Origin of the sequence: Natrinema versiforme JCM 10478 (genome assembly GCF_000337195.1) — an archaeon.
GTDB lineage: Archaea > Halobacteriota > Halobacteria > Halobacteriales > Natrialbaceae > Natrinema > Natrinema versiforme.
Map to the genome: position 1 here is coordinate 1 of NZ_AOID01000002.1, position 17,494 is coordinate 17,494.

Annotated in this window: 20 protein-coding genes and 1 pseudogene; 9 read left to right on the forward strand and 12 right to left on the reverse strand. The window is 66.4% G+C overall.

Annotation, left to right across the window (positions count from 1 at the left end):
- Positions 1-262 (reverse strand): MarR family transcriptional regulator (locus C489_RS00250; protein ID WP_049890467.1); only part of this gene is annotated, 262 nt, incomplete at its 3' end.
- Between the two features lie 239 nt (positions 263-501).
- Here C489_RS00250 and C489_RS00255 point away from each other — a divergent pair.
- Positions 502-1,209: a class I SAM-dependent methyltransferase gene (locus tag C489_RS00255; RefSeq protein ID WP_006429064.1), complete on the forward strand. Its 708-nt coding sequence runs from the start codon at positions 502-504 to the stop codon at positions 1,207-1,209.
- 51 nt (positions 1,210-1,260) lie between these two features.
- Positions 1,261-2,160 carry a glycosyltransferase family 2 protein gene (locus C489_RS00260; RefSeq protein ID WP_006429065.1) on the forward strand — a complete coding sequence of 300 codons (900 nt, stop codon included), beginning with the start codon at positions 1,261-1,263 and terminating at the stop codon, positions 2,158-2,160.
- Positions 2,161-2,196: 36 nt separating this feature from the next.
- Here C489_RS00260 and C489_RS00265 read toward each other — a convergent pair whose 3' ends face one another.
- From C489_RS00265 to C489_RS00275, 3 genes are all read right to left on the reverse strand, one after another.
- Positions 2,197-2,652 carry a DUF2267 domain-containing protein gene (locus tag C489_RS00265; RefSeq protein ID WP_006429066.1) on the reverse strand — a complete coding sequence of 152 codons (456 nt, stop codon included), beginning with the start codon at positions 2,650-2,652 and terminating at the stop codon, positions 2,197-2,199.
- Positions 2,653-2,763: 111 nt separating this feature from the next.
- Positions 2,764-3,747 carry an LLM class flavin-dependent oxidoreductase gene (locus C489_RS00270; RefSeq protein WP_006429067.1) on the reverse strand — a complete coding sequence of 328 codons (984 nt, stop codon included), beginning with the start codon at positions 3,745-3,747 and terminating at the stop codon, positions 2,764-2,766.
- Between the two features lie 181 nt (positions 3,748-3,928).
- Complete coding sequence (locus tag C489_RS00275; RefSeq protein ID WP_006429068.1) at positions 3,929-5,563, reverse strand: amidohydrolase; 1,635 nt, start codon at positions 5,561-5,563, stop codon at positions 3,929-3,931.
- Between the two features lie 175 nt (positions 5,564-5,738).
- Here C489_RS00275 and C489_RS00280 point away from each other — a divergent pair, with 175 nt between their 5' ends.
- Together C489_RS00280 and hmgA are read left to right on the forward strand one after the other, a co-directional pair.
- Positions 5,739-6,140 (forward strand): hypothetical protein, encoded by a 402-nt coding sequence (locus tag C489_RS00280; protein WP_006429069.1) that lies wholly within the window; start codon positions 5,739-5,741, stop codon positions 6,138-6,140.
- Positions 6,141-6,240: 100 nt separating this feature from the next.
- The gene (hmgA, locus tag C489_RS00285) at positions 6,241-7,467 is read left to right on the forward strand and encodes a hydroxymethylglutaryl-CoA reductase (NADPH) (protein WP_006429070.1); all 1,227 of its coding nucleotides are present in this window, start codon (positions 6,241-6,243) and stop codon (positions 7,465-7,467) included.
- 103 nt (positions 7,468-7,570) lie between these two features.
- On the opposite strand, the gene C489_RS00290 is transcribed toward hmgA, so the two are convergent.
- From C489_RS00290 to C489_RS00300, 3 genes are all read right to left on the reverse strand, one after another.
- Entirely contained in the window at positions 7,571-8,002 is a 432-nt protein-coding gene (locus C489_RS00290; RefSeq protein WP_006429071.1) for a hypothetical protein, read from the reverse strand.
- Between the two features lie 79 nt (positions 8,003-8,081).
- Complete coding sequence (locus tag C489_RS00295) at positions 8,082-8,606, reverse strand: DUF5817 domain-containing protein (protein ID WP_006429072.1); 525 nt, start codon at positions 8,604-8,606, stop codon at positions 8,082-8,084.
- A gap of 84 nt (positions 8,607-8,690) precedes the next feature.
- Positions 8,691-9,023: a DMT family transporter gene (locus C489_RS00300; protein ID WP_006429073.1), complete on the reverse strand. Its 333-nt coding sequence runs from the start codon at positions 9,021-9,023 to the stop codon at positions 8,691-8,693.
- Between the two features lie 148 nt (positions 9,024-9,171).
- On the opposite strand from C489_RS00300, the gene C489_RS00305 reads away from it, so the two are divergent.
- Both C489_RS00305 and C489_RS00310 read left to right on the forward strand, forming a co-directional pair.
- Positions 9,172-9,513, forward strand: a complete 342-nt coding sequence (locus C489_RS00305) for a cupin domain-containing protein (protein ID WP_006429074.1) — start codon at positions 9,172-9,174, stop codon at positions 9,511-9,513.
- Positions 9,514-9,593: 80 nt separating this feature from the next.
- Positions 9,594-10,967 (forward strand): NRAMP family divalent metal transporter, encoded by a 1,374-nt coding sequence (locus C489_RS00310; RefSeq protein WP_006429075.1) that lies wholly within the window; start codon positions 9,594-9,596, stop codon positions 10,965-10,967.
- Positions 10,968-10,989: 22 nt separating this feature from the next.
- Here the strand turns inward: C489_RS00310 and C489_RS21800 are convergent, their stop codons facing one another.
- Together C489_RS21800 and C489_RS00315 are read right to left on the reverse strand one after the other, a co-directional pair.
- The gene (locus C489_RS21800; protein ID WP_160163623.1) at positions 10,990-11,145 is read right to left on the reverse strand and encodes a hypothetical protein; all 156 of its coding nucleotides are present in this window, start codon (positions 11,143-11,145) and stop codon (positions 10,990-10,992) included.
- Between the two features lie 136 nt (positions 11,146-11,281).
- Positions 11,282-11,719, reverse strand: coding sequence for a GNAT family N-acetyltransferase (locus C489_RS00315; protein WP_006429076.1), 438 nt, complete (start codon positions 11,717-11,719; stop codon positions 11,282-11,284).
- Between the two features lie 195 nt (positions 11,720-11,914).
- On the opposite strand from C489_RS00315, the gene C489_RS00320 reads away from it, so the two are divergent.
- Complete coding sequence (locus C489_RS00320) at positions 11,915-13,648, forward strand: sensor histidine kinase (RefSeq protein ID WP_006429077.1); 1,734 nt, start codon at positions 11,915-11,917, stop codon at positions 13,646-13,648.
- 221 nt (positions 13,649-13,869) lie between these two features.
- Here C489_RS00320 and icd read toward each other — a convergent pair whose 3' ends face one another.
- Positions 13,870-15,132, reverse strand: coding sequence for an isocitrate dehydrogenase (NADP(+)) (gene icd, locus C489_RS00325; protein ID WP_006429078.1), 1,263 nt, complete (start codon positions 15,130-15,132; stop codon positions 13,870-13,872).
- Between the two features lie 607 nt (positions 15,133-15,739).
- Between icd and C489_RS22825 the strand changes: the two genes are divergently transcribed.
- Both C489_RS22825 and map read left to right on the forward strand, forming a co-directional pair.
- Positions 15,740-15,865 (forward strand): hypothetical protein, encoded by a 126-nt coding sequence (locus C489_RS22825; RefSeq protein ID WP_275039559.1) that lies wholly within the window; start codon positions 15,740-15,742, stop codon positions 15,863-15,865.
- 69 nt (positions 15,866-15,934) lie between these two features.
- On the forward strand, positions 15,935-16,834 hold the full coding sequence (map, locus tag C489_RS00330; RefSeq protein WP_006429079.1) for a type II methionyl aminopeptidase: 900 nt from the start codon (positions 15,935-15,937) through the stop codon (positions 16,832-16,834).
- A 143-nt stretch (positions 16,835-16,977) separates the two neighbouring features.
- Here the strand turns inward: map and C489_RS00335 are convergent, their stop codons facing one another.
- Positions 16,978-17,178, reverse strand: a complete 201-nt coding sequence (locus tag C489_RS00335; RefSeq protein ID WP_006429080.1) for a DUF7835 family putative zinc beta-ribbon protein — start codon at positions 17,176-17,178, stop codon at positions 16,978-16,980.
- Between the two features lie 221 nt (positions 17,179-17,399).
- Positions 17,400-17,494, reverse strand: a pseudogene (locus C489_RS21385) (IS6 family transposase); the annotation flags it as partial.

A 17,494-nucleotide genomic window follows, 5' to 3' on the forward strand; every position in this document is an offset into this window, starting at 1 on the left:
CCTGCTTGCGGGCGTCCCGGAAACTGTATCGGGAGCCGACGAGGCCGACGTCCTCGAGTCGGTTGAGCGCGTAGCGGACGGTGCGGTCGGGAAGCAGCGATTCCTCGGCGAGTTGGCCCTGCGAGAGCGGCGAATCGGTCTCGAGCACCTTCGCGACGAGCTTCGCGCTCGGCGGCAGATCGCGGAGCCGGTCGCGGTATTCGTCCTCCGACAGGGTTTCTTCGGCAGCAGCGCCACGGTCCTCGGCTGTACTCATGCTCATACCTACGTGAGCGGAATCGGCAATGGTAAAGCTTCCCTATATGTGGATACGAATAATGCAGTTTGTATAAGGTGTATGAATGAGGTATTAACACAGAACTTTCACCCCCGTGTTTCGGCGGTATCCAGCGTCGTAATTGACGGGTGTCGGCCCGATTCGAGGCCAGTCCGTGACCGGGACGGAATCGCCGGCGGACTCCAGTATCGTTTTATCCTATCGCAACAGTAGATTCGCCCAGTGTGAAAGGACAGGAGTGGTACCAAGCCGACGATATCGCCGAGGAATACGACGACAAGCGGTTCTCCCAGGGCGGACAGCTGATCGACCGCCGGGAGAAAAAGGCCGTCCTCGAGGCCATCATGCCCGTCGAGGACCGGAAGGTCCTCGAGATCGCCTGTGGTACCGGGCGGTTTACGGTCATGCTGGCCCATCAGGGTGCCGACGTCGTCGGACTGGATATCTCGGCGGCGATGCTACAGCAGGGACGGCGGAAGGCCCAGAACGCGGAGTTAGCCGGGACACTCGATTTCCTCCGCGGCGACGCGGGGCGATTACCGTTTCCGGACGACCACTTCGATACCGTCATCGCAATGCGGTTTTTCCACCTCGCGGACGATCCAGAGGCGTTCTTAGAAGAGATGCGCCGGGTCTCCCGCGATCAGATCGTCTTCGATACGTTCAACCGGTTTTCGACGCGGAGCGTCTACAACTGGGCGCTCCCGATGGGGTCGCGGCTCTACTCGAAGAGCGAAGTGGCGGTCCTCCTCGCGAAGACGGATCTGACCCTCGTCGACGTCGAGGACGACTTCCTCCTTCCGTACGGCCTGTACCGATCGATCCCGAACGGGCTCGCGTCGCCGCTGCGCGCGCTCGATAACGCGGTCGGGGAGTTGCCGATCACCGACCACTTCGCGTCGGTGTCGTACTGGAACGCGCAGGTCCGCTGAGTCCCGGCTCGAATCCCATCTATTTACTATCAGGAGCCCCTATCGGGTGGTATGGAGCTCTCGGTAGTCGTCTCGACGCTCAACGACCGGGAGCGATTGCTGTCGTGTCTCGACGCCCTCGCGGAGCGGACGCCGGCATCGACGGAAGTCGTCGTCGTCAACGGCCCCTCCTCGGACGGGACGACTGGCGTGGTCCGCGAGCGGGACGATGTCGATGTCCTCGTCGAGATTTCGGAACGGAACGCGGGCGTCTCGCGCAACGCCGGCTTCGAATTCGCCACCGGCGATGTCGTCGCCTTCCTCGACGGCGAGTACGCGATCGATCACAGCTGGTACGCCGCGATCGAGGAGTCGATCGCCGACGAGACGCCGATCGTCACCGGCCCCGTGACCGGCGGTCCCGTCGGCGCGGACCTGCAGTCTCCGCGGCGGGTCGCTGGCCGATCGGTTTCCCTTTTTCACGGCGACAACGTCGCGTTCGAGCGATCCGTCCTCGAGTCCCTGGACGGATTCGATGAGTACCTCGAGGAAGAAAGCGAACGCGACTGTGCCCACCGCGTGGCCGGACTCGGCCACGAGGTGTCGTGGGCGGCGACGATGGCCGCCCGCTGTGAAGTCGGGACCGACGGCGGCCGGGCCGACCCCGATTGGGGGGCGACCTACCGGTCGCTGTCCTACCGGCTCGCGAAGAACTACGGGCTGCGGCCGGCCGTCCTCGCCCGGACCGCCGGGAGCGCGCTTCGGGACGGCCTCAGCGGTGTTCGTCGGCTGGCGTCGGGCGAGGCGACGCCGACGGGGTGGGTGGGTGACGGAACCGATGTCGCCGCAAACGTCACGCGCGGGCTCTGGGACGGCGTCCGCGCCCGCTATGCCGATCGCTCGAGCAAGCGAAATCCCAACGGGCTCTCGACGCGACACGACCGGGCGGTCCGGGTCTACGACCGGCGCTGACCGATCGCGAACCCGCTGTAGCCCTGATGGCGGGCGTCAGGCTTTCTCCCACGGTTTCGTCTCGGCGTCGACGAACTCGAATATGTCCGCGAACTCCGCGGGTAGCTGCTCTTCGGCGTGGGCCAGTTCGCCGCCGGGAACCCGTTCGCTGACGAGTTCGACGACGGCCTTGATCCGGTAGACCGCCTCCGGCCGGTCGATGGTCGACGGTCGCCCGTACGACGCCTCGAGGTCCAGATCGTCGTAGTTCAGTCGCTCGAGCACCCGATCGACGAACGTGTCGTAGTCATACGCTTGGCCGTCGTCGGCGGCCAAGAGATACCGATCGATCTCCATCGGGAGCGGGCTCGCGATGTCCGTCGCGCCGCCCTCCCCGACGCGCTCGCCGAGCGTCTCGAGGACGGCTCGCGTCGTTCGGACGGCTTCGGCTTGGGTCCCGGCCTCGATTCGGTGCTGTACCTCGCCGATGAAGTCGGTGTAGCTCGTGCTCATGATCGTCCGGGACTCGAGACTGTCGGCAGTGGGGTGGAAAAACGCTGTCCGCGGATTCGCAAGGACCTCCGAGTCTCGGGCTGTACCGGCGGCGACCGCGCCAAACCACTGCTAGAACTGCGCCGGTGCGAGCGCCTCGATGGTCGTCTCGGTCACGTCGCTCGAGGCCGGCTCCGGAACGACGACGATCGGGTGGTCGATCCCCGTCTCGGCGACGAGCGTCCGCAGTTGCTTGCGGGCTTCCTCCGGCCGCCCGGCCACGCCGAGATCGGCGAGCATCGCGTCGGTGACCGCGCTCGCGGCGTCGTCGCGCTCGCCGGCGCGCCACGCGTCTGCGATCCGATCCGCCTCGTCCGGAAACGCCGTCGCGACCGCGCGCCGGTAGCCCTCGCCGCTCCCGACGTAGTAGGCGACGTGTCGCCGCAACACCTCGCGGGCCTCGCTCGGATCGTCGCTGACCGCCGACGGGACGTACGGCGCGATCGTGATCTCGTCCGGCTCTCGGTCGCGCTCTCGCGCGGCAGCCGCGACCTCCCCGAAGGCGTCCTCGAGCCGCGAGAACGGAATATTGTGCGGGATCCAGCCGTCGCAGAGCCGGCCGACGACGCGGCGGTTCGCCGGTCCGAGGCCGGCGTGATAGATCGGCACCGCGGTCTCGATCGACGGGAAGTTCGCCGCCTCGAGCAGTTCGCCCTCGTAGTCGACCGGATCGCCGGTCCCCGACGTGAACTCGCGGACGAGTTCGATCGTCTCGTGGGCGCGTCGTACCGGTCGATCGAACGACATCCCGTGGAGGCCCTCGACCGCGGCGGCCGTGCTCGTCCCGAGTCCGAGCGTGAACCGACTGTCGGTGGCGTCCTCGAGCGAGGCGGCCGTCATCGCGAGGACCGCTGGCGAGCGCGAGTAGACGTTCAGGATCGCGGTCCCGATCCCGATCTCGTCGGTTCGACAGGCCATCTCGGTGGCCTGGACAACGCCGCTCGCCCCCCAGAGTTCGCCGACCCAGACGGCATCGTAGCCCCGGTCCTCGGCACGGACCGCGACGTCCGCGAGGTCCGTGTCGCCGAACGCCGTGACCATGAGTCCGGTTTCCATGCGCTTATCGTCGCTCTCCGGCGGCAAAAATCGACTCGTTCGTCGCAGCCTCGGAAACTGGGAGGCGGGAGACACCCCGACTGTCGCGATCGCCCCGAAATCCCGTTCGGCCCGCTCTCGCCGCCCTCCCTGCTCTCGCTTCAGCCGGCTCGTTAGGCCCGAACCGGGACTCGAGGCGGCCTCACGCCATCGACTCGGCCTCGAAGACGACCTCGCCGTCGACGATCGTCAGCGCGACCTCGATCTCGTCGATTCGGTCCGCCCGGTCCCACGGCGACTCCTCGAGCACCACTAGATCCCCGCGCTTGCCGGGCTCGATCGTGCCGAACCGATCCTCGTCGAAGCCAGCATACGCCGCGCCGGCGGTGTACGCTCGCAGCGCCTCGGTGACCGACAGCCGCTGTGCGTCGGTCGGTGCGTTCACCGCGTGATGGACGCCCAACAGCGGATCCAGCGGCATGCAGTCCGAACCGAACGCGAGGGGGACCCCGGCCTCGAGGACCCGCCGGAACCGGTTCGTCCGATCGCGCCGCCGCTCGCCGAGTCGCCGTTCGTAGAGTCCGCCGTCGCCGGCCCACCGGTGGAAGTTCGGCTGCATCGATGCGGCGATTCCCGCCGCGGCCATGCGCTCGAGGTGGTCGTCGGTCGCCAGCTCCGCGTGTTCGATCCGGTGGCGGGAGCCGCCGGGGTCGGCGGTCGCCTCGAGCGCGGACAGCGTCTCCTCGATCGCTTCGTCGCCGATGGCATGGACACAGAGCTGGAACCCCTCGGCGTCGGCCTGCTCAACGAGGGCGGCGAGGTCGTCGGGGGCGACGACCCACTGGCCGCGCTCGCCGCCCTCGGATTCGTCGGGGTCGCCGTCAGCTCGGTCGTCATTATTATCGCCGCCGGCGTCCGCGTACGGTTCTCGGAGCTTCGCCGTCCGACTGCCGAAACTGCCGTCGGAGAAGGACTTGATCGCGCCCGTCCGGACGCGGCTGGTCCCGTCGTTCGTCCCCAGTCCGACCTCGGTGAGGGCCTCAAGGTGGTCGCTCCAGTAGTCGATCCGTACGCGCAGCGGGAGATCGCCGTCGGCGGCCATGTCGCGGTAGACCCGCGGCGCGACCGAGCCCCGGATCTTGTCGTGGACGCCGGTGACGCCGCGCTCGACCGCGTCGCGCGTCGCGGCCTCGAGCACTTCCCGCATCTCCTCGCGGTCGGCCGTGAGTCGCTTCCTGACAGCCTCGGCCGCGTCCTCGACGGCGATCCCGGTCGGTTCGCCGTTCTCGTCTCGCAGATCGGCGTCGGGCAACTCCCCGGCGAGGCGCTCGAGCGCGACCGTGTTCAGCGACGCGGTGTGCAGATCGACCCGCATCGCGACGACCGGCCGGTCCTCGCTGACGCGGTCGAGATCCGCTCGAGTGAGCGGTGCCGGGTCCGTCTTCGGTCCCGTTCTCGTCTCCGTCCCTGTCCCCGTCCATTCGCTCTCGTCGTACCCGAACCCGAGGAGCCACTCGCGGTCGGGGTCGTCCGCGGCCAGTTCGCGGAGCCGCCTGATACAGTCCGCGGCGCTGTCGGCGGCCGAGAGGTCCGCGTGGACCAGATGCTGGCCCAGTTGTTCCATGTGGGTGTGCGCGTCGATGAACCCCGGCAGGACGACGCGGCCCTCGCAGTCGATCACGTCGGTTTCGACGCCCGCGAGGAACTCGATCTCGAATGTGTCTCCGAGGCGGACGATTTCGCCGTCGCGGATCGCGACCGCCTCGCTGACGGTATCGGGTTCGGTGAGCGTATGGACCTCCCCGTTGACCAACAGGAGGTCTGCAGCCGCCGTCATGGGAGAGTGCCCGCGGGCGAGTGTCAAAACAGTTGGGTCCGCGTCCTCGCCGGCCGGCTTCGCCGCTCGCGTGTCTGTCAGTAGGCACCGCCAACAGCCGAGACCGGAACGTAACGGCAGCTTACGGACCGAATTCGAGCGCAAGGTTGACTTGCCGGCACGTCGACCGGTTCGTATGCTCGATCGTGAAGATCGCATCGTCTTCGGATCGCTCCTCGCGCTCGTCCTCGCGATCGCCGGCTCGCTCGTCGTCGATCGCCAGTTCGGACTCGGGATTCAGGACTGGCCGCTCCTGTCGTATCTCCTGTTTGCCGGCGTCGCCGTGGCGCTCCCGCAACTGTATCTCGCGATCACCGACGACGAGACCGCTCGGAGCGGGGACCGATCGCGGAGCCGACTCCGGTTCGCCGCGGTGGCGACGGCGGCGTTCGCGCTCGCGTTCGCCGCCGACGCGGAGGGGCTGGCCCACCTGGTGATCGGGGTGATCGGCTCCGGCTCGCTCGTCGCACTGGTCTGTTACGAGGTTCTCACCGACTACCAATCCGCGAGCGACGAGTCGGTGACTCGGGTTTCCTAATCGCCGACGCGGCGGCCGTCGGCGAGTCTCGAGCGGCGGGATATCCCTCGAGCCGTCACGATCAGCAACTGTTAGGAGCCACCGCCCACTTGGCTGAGCCATGACAGACCCCGAGGACCTCGCCGAGCGAGTGCGCGAGGGCGACCTTCGTCTTCACGAACTCGAGGACCACGCCGACTACGACACCGCGGCCGAGGCGCGCCGGTTGCTCGTCGAGCGCGAGACGGGAACCGAACTCGAGGCGATCGGCGACTACGCGTTCCCCGCCGAGCGAGCGGACCCGAATATCGAGAACATGATCGGCGCAGCGCAGGTGCCGATGGGCGTCGTGGGTCCGGTGCCCGTTTCCGGCGGCGCAGCCGACGGTGAACACTACCTCCCGCTCGCGACGACCGAGGGCGCGCTGCTAGCGTCGGTCAACCGCGGGCTCTCCGTGATCCGCGCTGCTGACGGAGCCGATGCGCGCGTGACGAAAAACGGGATGACTCGAGCCCCGGTCTTTCGGGTCGACGGCGTCGCAGAGGCCGCCGAGACCGTCGACTGGGTCGAGGGCAACTTCGAGGCGCTCCGGGAGGCCGCCGAGTCGACGACGAGCCACGGGGAACTCCTCGATATCGAACCCTACGTCGTCGGCGACTCCGTCTACCTGCGCTTTGCCTACGACACCAAGGACGCGATGGGAATGAACATGGCCACGATCGCGACCGGCGAGGCCTGCGAACTCGTCGAGCGCGAGACCCCGGCCTCGCTCGTCGCGCTCTCGGGAAACCTCTGCTCGGACAAGAAACCCGCCGCGGTCAACGCCGTTGAGGGCCGCGGGCGCTCGGTGACGGCCGACGTGCAGATTCCGGGCGAACTCGTCGAGGAGCGCCTCCACACGACCGCCGACGCCATCGCGGAGGCAAACACCCGCAAAAACCTGATCGGCAGCGCCAAAGCGGGGAGTCTGGGATTCAACGCCCACGCCGCCAACGTCGTCGGCGCGGCATTCCTCGCGACCGGACAGGACGAGGCCCAAGTCGTCGAGGCCGCGAACACGATTACCACCATGGATGCCCGCGAACGCGCGGACGGCACCACCGATCTCTACGCCAGCGTCTCGCTGGCCTCGCTCGAGGTCGGCACCGTCGGCGGCGGGACGAAACTGCCGACGCAGGCCGAAGCGCTCGAGATTCTGGGCCTCAAGGGCGGAGGCGATCCGGCCGGATCAAACGCCGACGCGCTCGCCGAAATTATCGCCGTCGGCGCGCTCGCCGGCGAACTCTCCCTGCTCGGCGCGCTCTCCTCGCGACATCTCGCAAGCGCACACGAGGATCTGGGCCGGTAAGCCGACCGTCGGTATCCGGGGCGAGCGAGAATCAGCAGGTGGTCTCGCGGCAAGAATCGGACACCTGCCGATAACTCGTGGCTCCTTCGATTGCGAGGGTCAGCTATTCGGTGTCGTCCGAGACCGAGTCCTGTTTTCCGTCCGTTTCGGTGTCGTCTTCATCGGTTCCATCCTCGTCAGTGCCATCCCCGTCGGTTCCGTCCGATCGCGCTCGCAACGTTCTAATGGCGATGTAACTCCCGGAGAGGGCGAGCAGTACCAGTCCGAGGACGGTCTGAAATCCCGTCGATCCGAGCAATACGAACAGCCAGCCGGCGGCGGCACCCCCGTGTCCGAGCGCGAAATCGTACTGGCCGACGCTCGCGTGGACGCCGGCGAGAGCGATGAACGTCAGCGCGAGGACCCACGTCGCCGCGGCCGCCGCATCAATCCCGACGATCGTCCCGCCGACGACCGTTCCGTAGACGAGGAATCCGACCGCGAGCAGGAGCCCCGCGCCGATGACGCTCCCCTGCAGATCGACCGTCTCTGTCATACCGGCTCGAGCCCCCGGACGGGGATAGCCGTGGCGATACGGCCACGGCGAGCGACAGCAGACAATACGGTGCAACGACCTACAGCAGCCGATACCGCCCGCGGCTCTCGCTGACGACCCCGCGGCGAGTGAGTTTCTCGAGGGCATCCCTGACGTACGCTGCGTCGACCCCGCGCTCGGCCGCGTAGTCGACGACCTCGTCCTCGGTCGGCTCGTCGAGGGCCTCGAGCGCGCCTTCGACGATCTCCTTCTTGCTCCCGCTTCGGCTCGGCCCGCGCGGATCGCGGTCGCCGGCCGCTTCGACTTCCGCGACGTCCAGTCCGGATTCCTCGAGGTACTCCGCGTCGTCGACGACGCCGTCGGCCACGTCGTCCTCGAGGGCGGCGAAGGAGTCGAGTTTGGCGAAGGCCTCGCCCTCCCCCTGCCGGTTCGCGAGCATCGAGGCGCGCACGTCGCGGGCGTGGGCCGCGTCATCGGTCTCGACGAACTTCTTGCGCTTCTCGTAGGCTTTGCGGGAGCCACAGCGGGGACACTGGGTCGTCTCCGACCGGCCCTCGATGATCCAGAGGTTCGAGCACTCGCTACAGCCGACGACGGCGTACATGTCTTGCAGTGGCCGCTCGCGGTAGTTCAAGGTTCGGCACGCGCGGCGGAAGTAGTCGTGGGAATCGACGACGACGATGCGTTCTCAGTGTGCGGAGACGTTGGAGAGGACGTTCAGACAGTACACGCCGGCGAGGATGAGCCCCATCCCGGCGATGGCCGCCCCGTCGAGTCGCTCGCCGAACGCCACCACGCCGATCGACGCGACGCCGACGATGCCGAGCGCGGCCCACGTCGCGTAGACGACCCCGACCGGCAACTCCTCGAGCGTGAGCGAGAGCAGATAGAAGGCGACGCCGTAGCCGACGAGGACGCCGAGACTCGGCAGCGGCCGCGAGAACCCCTCGGAGAGTTTGAGCGCCGTCGTTCCGAACAGTTCCGATAGGATCGCACCGGCGAGTATCACGTACGGGTTCATGCGACGGATTCTGGTTGGAAAATTAATATCTGTTTCGAAGGGCTCCAGACTCGAGTGCTGAGACGAACTTTGTCGATCCCGACGGCTGCCCCGGCCTGCCAGCGCCGCTATCCCCGGAACTATAGTGTCCGTCCCCGTGGAATCGCGTATGGAACGCGTTTCCCTCGACGACCTCGAGCCGGCGGAAGCCGCAGAGGGCGTCCACCTTGCGCTGATGGCGGGAACCGAGTCGATGAACGTCCAGCACTTCGAGATCGAACCCGGCGCGACGGTCGATGAGCACAGCCACCCCCACGACCAGACGGGCTACATTACGCAGGGGGAACTGGCGTTCCTCACTGAGGGTGACGAAATCGTCTGCGGCCCCGGCGATTCCTACGCGATCCCGGGCGACCAGACCCACGCGGCCGAGAACCGCGGCGACGAGCCGGTCCGCGGCGTCGACATCTTCAGCCCGCCGCGGGAGAACCCGAGTTGGCAGACTGAGTGAACTCGCCCTCGGATCGCATTCTCTTCCCGACACCAGCGAATACCACCCAGTTATATACCTCAGTTCGAAAGGGGTGTCCGATGGCAACTGAGCGGACACAGCAATCAGTCGGACTGGGGCGAATCGGGTCGTTTCTCGAGCGGTTGGGGCCGACGTGGCTCGCCGGCGCGATCGCGGCGGGACCCGCGACGATGGGGAGCCTGCTGGTCGCGGGGGCGAGTTTCGAGTACGCGCTGCTGTGGGTCGTCGTCCTCTCGGCGATCCTCGGCACCGTCGGTCAGTACCTCGCGATGCGGTTGGGACTGCTCACCGAGGCGGGGATCGTCGCAGTCGTCGAGCGACACCTCGGCTCGTTCTGGGCCTGGGTGCTCGTCGTCGACGCCGTGCTCGCCGCGGGGCTGGCCCAGATCGTGATCATGAAGACGCTCGCGTCGGTTAGCGCGACGATGGCCGCCCAAGCGGGCGTCGGCGTCGCCGCGCTGACCGATCCGCGCCTCTGGGGGATCGCGTGGGCCGTCTTCCTCGCACTGGGACTCGCCGGCGGGGGCTACCGCCTCGCGGAACACGGCGCGAAACTGCTCGTCTCGATCGTCGTCGTCGCCTTCGTCGCCTCGGCCGTTATCGTCCCGATCGATCCGGCCGCGGCGGCCGCGGGGCTGACCCCCGACATTCCGGCCGGCGTGGACGGGGCGCTCATCGCCGCGGGAATCCTCGGCGGCGCGGTCCACATCACGCTGCTGACCATGCAGAGCTACACGATGCGCGCCCGTGGCTGGACCGCTGACGACGCCGACATCGCGACGTTCGACGTCGTGAGTTCGATGCTCGTCGCCTTCGGCGTCTTTAGCCTCGGCGTCTTCCTCGTCGCGGCGAGCGTGCTCCCCTCGGCCGGCGTCGATCCCGCGACGATCGACGGGGTGGGTGCCGCACAGACCCTCGGCCCGATCGCCGGCGAGTACGCCACGTGGCTGTTCCTCGCCGGCTTGCTGGGCGCAGCGGTGTCGACGCTCGGCGGGAACACGATCGTTCCGCCGTACCTGCTGGCCGACAAACTCGGCTGGGAGCAGTCCGTCAGCGACGGCCGCTACCGGGCCGCGATCGTCGCCGTCGCGCTCGCCTCGGCCGCCGGCGCGTTCGTCGAGGGGGCCTTCTTCCAACTCCTCGTCCTCACGCTCGCGTTCGGGCTGGTCGGGACGCCCTTCGCCATCGCGGTGCTCCTCTACTTGCTGAACGATCCCGCGGTCGTCCCCGAGACGAACTCGCTTCCGGCGAACGTCGGCGGGTTCGCGCTGTTCGCCGTCGCCGCCGTCCTCGCGGGCGAGTTCGTCCTCGCGGAACTCGAGACGGCCACCGATCCGGTCTCGGCGTTCGTCGTCGCCTTCGCGGCGTCGATGACGCTGGCGGTCCTCGGATTGGGTGCCAGATACGTCCGCGATCGGATCGCGACGGCGTGAGCCGGTTCGGTCGCGCGAGCCGTTACAGAACCGCAGCGACCAACCAGAAGTAGACGAGCAGTCCGACGCCGGTACTCGCGGCCGCGAGACCCAGCGGCAGGAGGAGCCGGCCGGCCCGCTGGACCGTCGCTGCCGTGGTCGTTATCGCCTCGAGGGGCGCACGAATCGACTGTTGCATACCAGTACTACGCACACACACCTATTTGAAAGTCAGTCAGACATTCACGGTATGGAGCTGTTTCCGGCGTGGGGCTGCTGGCCCGCTACAGCGCTCGAGTCGTCACACCGCCCGTGACCCGCGCGCAGCTGCGACCTCACTCGAGCGCCTTTCGCATCTCGACGTGGGGGATGCCGGCCTCTTCGAACTCCTCGCCGCGGCGCTCGTAGCCCAGTCGGCGATAGAAGCTGGCGGCTCGCGTCTGCGAGTGAAGTTTCAGTTTTCGAAAGCCGCGCGCGTCGGCTCGGTCCTCGAGCGATTCCATCAGCGCGCGGCCGACGCCCGCCTCGCGTCGCGACTCGAGGACGGCCACTCGTTCGACCTTGCCGACGCCGTCTTCGTACTCGCGGAGTCGGGCCGCGCCGACCGGCTCATCACCGTCGTAGGCGACGAAGTGGACGGCCGTCTCGTCGTGGTCGTCGTACTCTACGTCCTCGTCGACGCCCTGCTCTTCGACGAATACTGCCTGTCGGACCGCGAACGCGTCCTCTCGTTCTCGTTTCGCGTCGGCGATGCGTACGTCGATATCGTCCATCGAGAGCGCCTAGGCATCTCGACCGTCAGAACGGTGTCGATTGGAGACCGTGCCGTCACCGATTCCGAGCGGTGCCGCCGCGGCGTTTTCGCAGGGGATCTGACTCGAGCGTCGATTGCGCGTCCCACGCGTCGGTAGTCATACATATGGCCAGAGTTCCTTTACGATGTGTTCGTCTTGGTCTAAGAGACAGCGATGAGTGCCGACCCACACTCCGAAGCGTCCGATCCAGCGATCCCCGGTCCGGAACTCGGGTCGGACACGCGGTTCCGGTTCGAATCGACGCATCTCCGGTGGGCGTGGATCGGCGCGGGACTGCTCGTCCTCGCGTCGATCGGCTGGATGCACCTCTCGGTCGGCGGCTCCTTCGGAACTCTTCTCTTCTCGAATCTCGTCCTTATCACCAGTTCGACGGTGGCGTCCGCCGCGCTGGGACTGCTGGCCCGTCGGAGCGAGCGACCGGACGCGCTCGGTTGGGGACTCGCCGCGATCGGTGTCGGCCTGTTCGCGGCCGGCGAGTACGCGTGGCTGTTCTACGAACTGTGGCTGGGCCGGGTGCCGTACCCCGGCGGCGCGGACGTTCTCTATCTTAGCGGCTACCTCTTCCTCGCGGGCGGCCTGCTGATGATCGCCGCCGCGCAGCACCGCTTGGGACCGACCCTTCGCATCGCCCTCGACGGCGTTCTCGTCGCGGTCGCGCTGCTCGCGATCAGCTGGCAGTTCGTGCTCGAGCCGATGCTGACGGAGAGCGCCGCGGGTGGCGCGACGCTCTGGGTGTCCGCGGCGTACCCGGCGCTCGACGTCGTCCTCGGATCGGTCGCGTTCGTCGTCGCGGCCCACGCCCGCGGGCCGCGGCGCGTCCCGATTACGCTCATCGCCGTCGGAATCATCGTCTGGGCGGTCGGTGACAGCGCGTTCGCGTACCTGTCGATCACAGGGGGGTACGTCTACAGCGAGTTCGACGTGATCTGGCTCGCCGGTAATCTGATCGTCGCGCTCGCCGCGCTCCACCCGTCGGCGGCGACGCCCCCGCCCGAGATCGATCGACGCCGGTACGCGTTCCGGGAGACGGTCGCTCCCTACGCGCCCTTCCTGCTCGCGATGGCCGTGACGGGCTACGCCGCGTCGACCGGCACCCTCGATCCGGTCGCGCTCGCGCTCGGCGCGCTCGTACTGCTCGCGCTCGTCGCCCGCCAGTCGTACGTCTTCTTCGATGCGGCGGCCCTCTCCCGTCGCCTCGAGCGAAGCGAGGCGGTGCTGTCCCGCCGCAACGAGGAACTGTTGCTCCTGAATCGGATCGTCCGTCACGACATCCGCAACGACATGGCGGTCGTCCTCGGCTGGGGCGAGGAACTGAACGACCGCCTCGACGATGACGAACGCGCGATGCTCGAGCGGATGCTAGATACGACACGGCACACGGTCGAACTCACCGAGACGCTCCAAGCGTTCACCGAACTCTGGGACGCCGACGGCGACCGCGAGACGGAACCGATCCCGCTCCAGACGGCGCTCACGGAGACGCTCGAGCGGCGACGCGAGGCGTATCCGGACGCCGACTTCGCCGTCGACGGCTCCGTCCCGGCAGTCACCGTCGAGGCAGACCCGCTCTTGTCGACCGTGTTCAGGAACCTCCTGAACAATGCGGTCCAGCACAACGACGCGGCCGGGCCGCGCGTGGAGATCACAGCGGAGAGCGGGCCGGAGATGGTGACCGTTCGCATCGCCGATAACGGCCCTGGCATTCCGCCCGCCCGTCACGACGCCGTCTTCGGCCGCGGCGAGAAGGGGCTCGAGAGCGAGGGATCGGGCGTCGGCCTCTACCTCGTAGACACGCTCGTCTCGCAGTACGGCGGCGACGTTCGGATCGAATCGAGCGAGCGAGGCGGGGCCGCGTTCGTCGTCGAACTACAGCGCCATCCCGGATGAGCCGCTCTCGAGTCGGGAGCCGACGGACTCGTCGACGAGTTCGGGTACGCCACTGATCGACTCGGGAGCGTCTCGAACGCACGAAGAAAGAAACGAGTGAGAACCGCTATACGGAGGTTTCCGATGGCTTCAGACCGCTTCGCGGCCTGACTGCCCGAAAAGCTGGCTAAGCCAGCTTTTCGATGTTCTCGCGGCGCAGCCGCGAGCGGACGAGAAACTCTCTACGAGAGTTTCTCGATGTTGTTGACGACTTCTTCGGCGTACTCGCTCGTCGAGAGCTTCTCGGCGTCCTCGAGGTTGCGCTCTAAGTCGTAGGTGACCTTGCCGGAGGAGATGGTCTCCTCGACGGCGTCGCGGACGAGGTCGGCGGCGTCGTCCCAGCCGATGTAGTCGAGCATCATGCGACCCGAGAGGATCATCGCGGTCGGGTTGACCTTGTCCTGGCCCTCGTACTTGGGCGCGGAACCGTGGACGGGCTCGGCCAGCAGGAGGCCGTCGCCGAAGTTCGACCCGGGGGCGATGCCGAGGCCACCGATCTGTGCGCCGGCGGCGTCGGACATGTAGTCACCGTTGAGGTTCATCGTCGCGATGACGTCGTAGTTGTCCGTTCGGGTCAGCAGCTGCTGGAGCATGTTGTCGGCGATGCGGTCGTTGACGACGAGCGTGTCGTCGTCGGCTTCGCCGTCTTGCTCCTCCCAGAGGGTGTCCTCGGTGATGACTTCGTCGCCGTACTCCTCTTCGGCGACCTCGTAGCCCCAGTCGCGGAACTGGCCCTCGGTGAACTTCATGATGTTACCCTTGTGGACCAGCGTAACCGAGTCGCGGTCGTGCTCGAGGGCGTAGTCGATGGCGCGGCGGACGAGTCGCTTCGTCCCGAACTCCGTGATCGGCTTGACGCCGATGCCGACGGGCCCGTCGTGGATGACGTCGTCGTCGCCCATCTCGTCTTCAACGAACTCCTTGACCTGTTGGACCTCGTCGGTGCCTTCCTCCCACTCGATGCCGGCGTAGACGTCTTCCGTGTTCTCTCGGAAGGTGACCATGTCCATCTCGCCGGGGTTTTTGACCGGCGACGGGACGCCGTCGAGGTGGTAGGTCGGTCGAACGTTCGCGTAGAGGTCGAGTTTCTTTCGCAGCGCGACGTTCAGCGATCGGAAACCGGCACCGACGGGGGTCGTCAGCGGGCCCTTGATCGCGACGCGGTGTTCCCTGATCGCCTCGACGGTCTCCTCGGGCAGGTTCTCGTCGTACTTCTCCCGTGCGGACTCGCCGGCGTAGAGTCGCATCCAGTTGATGTCGCGGCCGGTTGCCTCCGCGGCGGCCTCCAGAACCTTCTGTGCGGCGGGACCAACGTCGCTCCCGACGCCGTCGCCGTAAATAATCGGAATAATCGGGTTGTCAGGTACCTCGAGTTCGTTCTCGGTACCCGCTTTCAGCGTGATCTGCTCCCCCGCTTCGGGGACCTCGATCTTGTCGTAGCTCATTTCGTCTGTACGGTTCTTCGACGGGGGTAAAAGGTCTACCATTTCCGTCTCGGACCGGCAAAAATTGAACGATTCCAATCCGCTCTAAACGGCAGTATACGCGCTGTATATGTCGTCTATGTCCTATTCCGAGCATAAACTCGCCCACGTTCCCCATATAAAAATACGTTAAATGACGGGTCCGTTTGCCATAAAAGCGGTATTTCTCGACCGGCGTCGGCTCTCGGCCTCTCTCGAGCGAATCGAACGGCAGTGTATGAAAACCGTCGTGATGCCGCCCGTTCGAAACCGACGAATCCACCCGCCGGGAACGTCACGTCGTTCGGCCTCGAGGGCGGCGATCACGGCCCGCGAGTCGGCGTCGGTGTGTCAGCGACCCGACTCGCATGTGGCGTCTCTCACGCCGAGTAAGTCGAGGCACGCGGCGGCCATAACCCGTGGCGACCGTTTCGCCGATTCCGCCCCCGTTACGTCTCGTTTCTTCCGCGAACGGTTGGTTTCAAGCACGGATCACCCAGTGCTACCCCGCGCCCGCCGCCCGCCGACCGCTCGAGTTCGACAATCGTCGTGGAGTACATTTATTATTGACGTAGGCGTTGGGCGAACCATGCTACGAGCACCGCAGTACGCCGCGCGCCAGTGCCCGCGCTGTGCCGTGACGCTGTCGAACGTGCAGGGCGTCGTCGCCTGTCCGGCGTGTCAGTGGGTCGACGGCGGCCCCGAGAGCCGCTGACTGCGAGCCGTGTGGGCGGCCGGCGACGGAGACGGAACCTCTTTTTGTCGACCGGTCGAACCCTGAGACATGGCCGAATCCGAGGTGGACCTCGAGTCCGAGCAGTACGAGAAGCACCGCGAAGCGGGGGCAATCCTCGCGCAGGTACGCGACGAAGCCGCCGAGCGCGTCGAGGTCGGCGCGAGCCACCTCGAGGTCGCCCAGTGGGCCGAGGAGCGCATTCGGGAACTCGGCGGCGAACCCGCCTTCCCAGTCAACATCTCCGTCGACGAGGAGGCGGCCCACGCGACGCCGTCGATCGGTGACGAGACGACCTTCGGCGAGGAGATGATCAACTTGGACATCGGCGTCCACGTCGACGGCTGGCTGGCCGACACCGCGATCACCGTCGACCTCTCGGGCAATCCCGAGCTGGCCGAGGCCTCCGAACAGGCACTCGAGGCCGCGGTCGATATCGTCGAGCCCGGCGTCGGTACCGGCGAGATCGGGGCCGAGATCGAGGACATCATCGACGGCTACGGCTACAACCCCGTCGTCAACCTCACCGGGCACGGACTGGGCCACTGGGAGCAACACACCAGCCCGAACATCCCGAATCGGGCCGTTTCGCAGGGAACGACGCTGGAAGTCGGCGATGTCGTTGCGATCGAACCGTTCGCGACCGACGGCGGCGGCAAGGTCACGGAAGGCGCGAGCGAGGAAATCTTCTCGCTCGAGCGCGAGGGCACTGTCCGTAATCGGCAGGCCCGCGAGGCCTTGGAACAGATCACCGAGGAATTCCGGACGCTGCCCTTTGCGACCCGGTGGCTCGAGACCGATCGGCCGGAGATGGCGCTGCGACGGCTCAAGCGCAACGACATCGTCCACGGTTATCCCGTGCTCAAGGAAGACAACGGCTTCCTCGTCAGCCAGAAAGAGCACACGATCATCGTCACCGAAGACGGCTGTGAAGTGACGACCGAGCAGTAGCTGGCTCCGGAAATTCATCGGACATCCGCATCGGTAATAAGTGAACGATCCGAAATCCCGTCGGAGCAGAGACGAAGGCGGGAGACCGAGCAACGAGGGCGGTCGTCGGCTGTACTATCCGGTTCGCGACCGTTCGTGCGCGATTAGGCGTTGTTCATCCGCTGGCTCGAGCGATTCCCACAGCGCTGGCACTCGCTGACGCGGTAGGGCTCGCGGGAGAACTGCGCGTTCTCTTTTTTGAGACTCTCGGTTCGAATCTGGACGGACACTTCGTGGAGGGTTTCTAGATCGCAGTCCTCGCAGTGCTCGGTTATCCCGTTGAAGGAGTCGTCGGTCGTTGCCATTACTGGATTACTTGCAGTAGCCCTATCTTAAACCCACGCTTCATTTTGACGGCTGAGTCGCCACAATCGCAAGCGGGCGGTAACTTTTCCATGATACGTTCTCAAAACGTACTATATCGTTTATAATATGTTCTCAAAGGGTTATATCTCTATTGTGCGTTGTTGTCGCACGCTTTCGTGTAAGTATTACCGTTATTCTCGGTCCATACTGGCCATCGTGTTCAGATAAGCTGATTCCACGCAAAGGCGAACGATCTGAGCCACTCGTCAGCTGTTTCCGCGTACGCATTGCTGAAGGAGTTTGAAAACGAAGAGG

Bases quoted from the DNA above. Each gene is read 5' to 3' on its own strand.
- C489_RS00265 (WP_006429066.1), bottom strand. From the start codon at position 2,652: ATGAGCACGAGCTACACCGACTTCATCGGCGAGGTACAGCACCGAATC.
- C489_RS00320 (WP_006429077.1), top strand. From the start codon at position 11,915: ATGAGTGCCGACCCACACTCCGAAGCGTCCGATCCAGCGATCCCCGGT.
- C489_RS22825 (WP_275039559.1), top strand. From the start codon at position 15,740: ATGCTACGAGCACCGCAGTACGCCGCGCGCCAGTGCCCGCGCTGTGCC.
- C489_RS21800 (WP_160163623.1), bottom strand. From the start codon at position 11,145: ATGCAACAGTCGATTCGTGCGCCCCTCGAGGCGATAACGACCACGGCA.
- C489_RS00290 (WP_006429071.1), bottom strand. From the start codon at position 8,002: ATGACAGAGACGGTCGATCTGCAGGGGAGCGTCATCGGCGCGGGGCTC.
- C489_RS00335 (WP_006429080.1), bottom strand. From the start codon at position 17,178: ATGGCAACGACCGACGACTCCTTCAACGGGATAACCGAGCACTGCGAG.
- C489_RS00315 (WP_006429076.1), bottom strand. From the start codon at position 11,719: ATGGACGATATCGACGTACGCATCGCCGACGCGAAACGAGAACGAGAG.
- C489_RS00280 (WP_006429069.1), top strand. From the start codon at position 5,739: ATGCTCGATCGTGAAGATCGCATCGTCTTCGGATCGCTCCTCGCGCTC.
- C489_RS00275 (WP_006429068.1), bottom strand. From the start codon at position 5,563: ATGACGGCGGCTGCAGACCTCCTGTTGGTCAACGGGGAGGTCCATACG.
- C489_RS00310 (WP_006429075.1), top strand. From the start codon at position 9,594: ATGGCAACTGAGCGGACACAGCAATCAGTCGGACTGGGGCGAATCGGG.
- hmgA (WP_006429070.1), top strand. From the start codon at position 6,241: ATGACAGACCCCGAGGACCTCGCCGAGCGAGTGCGCGAGGGCGACCTT.
- C489_RS00270 (WP_006429067.1), bottom strand. From the start codon at position 3,747: ATGGAAACCGGACTCATGGTCACGGCGTTCGGCGACACGGACCTCGCG.
- C489_RS00295 (WP_006429072.1), bottom strand. From the start codon at position 8,606: ATGTACGCCGTCGTCGGCTGTAGCGAGTGCTCGAACCTCTGGATCATC.
- C489_RS00300 (WP_006429073.1), bottom strand. From the start codon at position 9,023: ATGAACCCGTACGTGATACTCGCCGGTGCGATCCTATCGGAACTGTTC.
- icd (WP_006429078.1), bottom strand. From the start codon at position 15,132: ATGAGCTACGACAAGATCGAGGTCCCCGAAGCGGGGGAGCAGATCACG.
- map (WP_006429079.1), top strand. From the start codon at position 15,935: ATGGCCGAATCCGAGGTGGACCTCGAGTCCGAGCAGTACGAGAAGCAC.
- C489_RS00260 (WP_006429065.1), top strand. From the start codon at position 1,261: ATGGAGCTCTCGGTAGTCGTCTCGACGCTCAACGACCGGGAGCGATTG.
- C489_RS00305 (WP_006429074.1), top strand. From the start codon at position 9,172: ATGGAACGCGTTTCCCTCGACGACCTCGAGCCGGCGGAAGCCGCAGAG.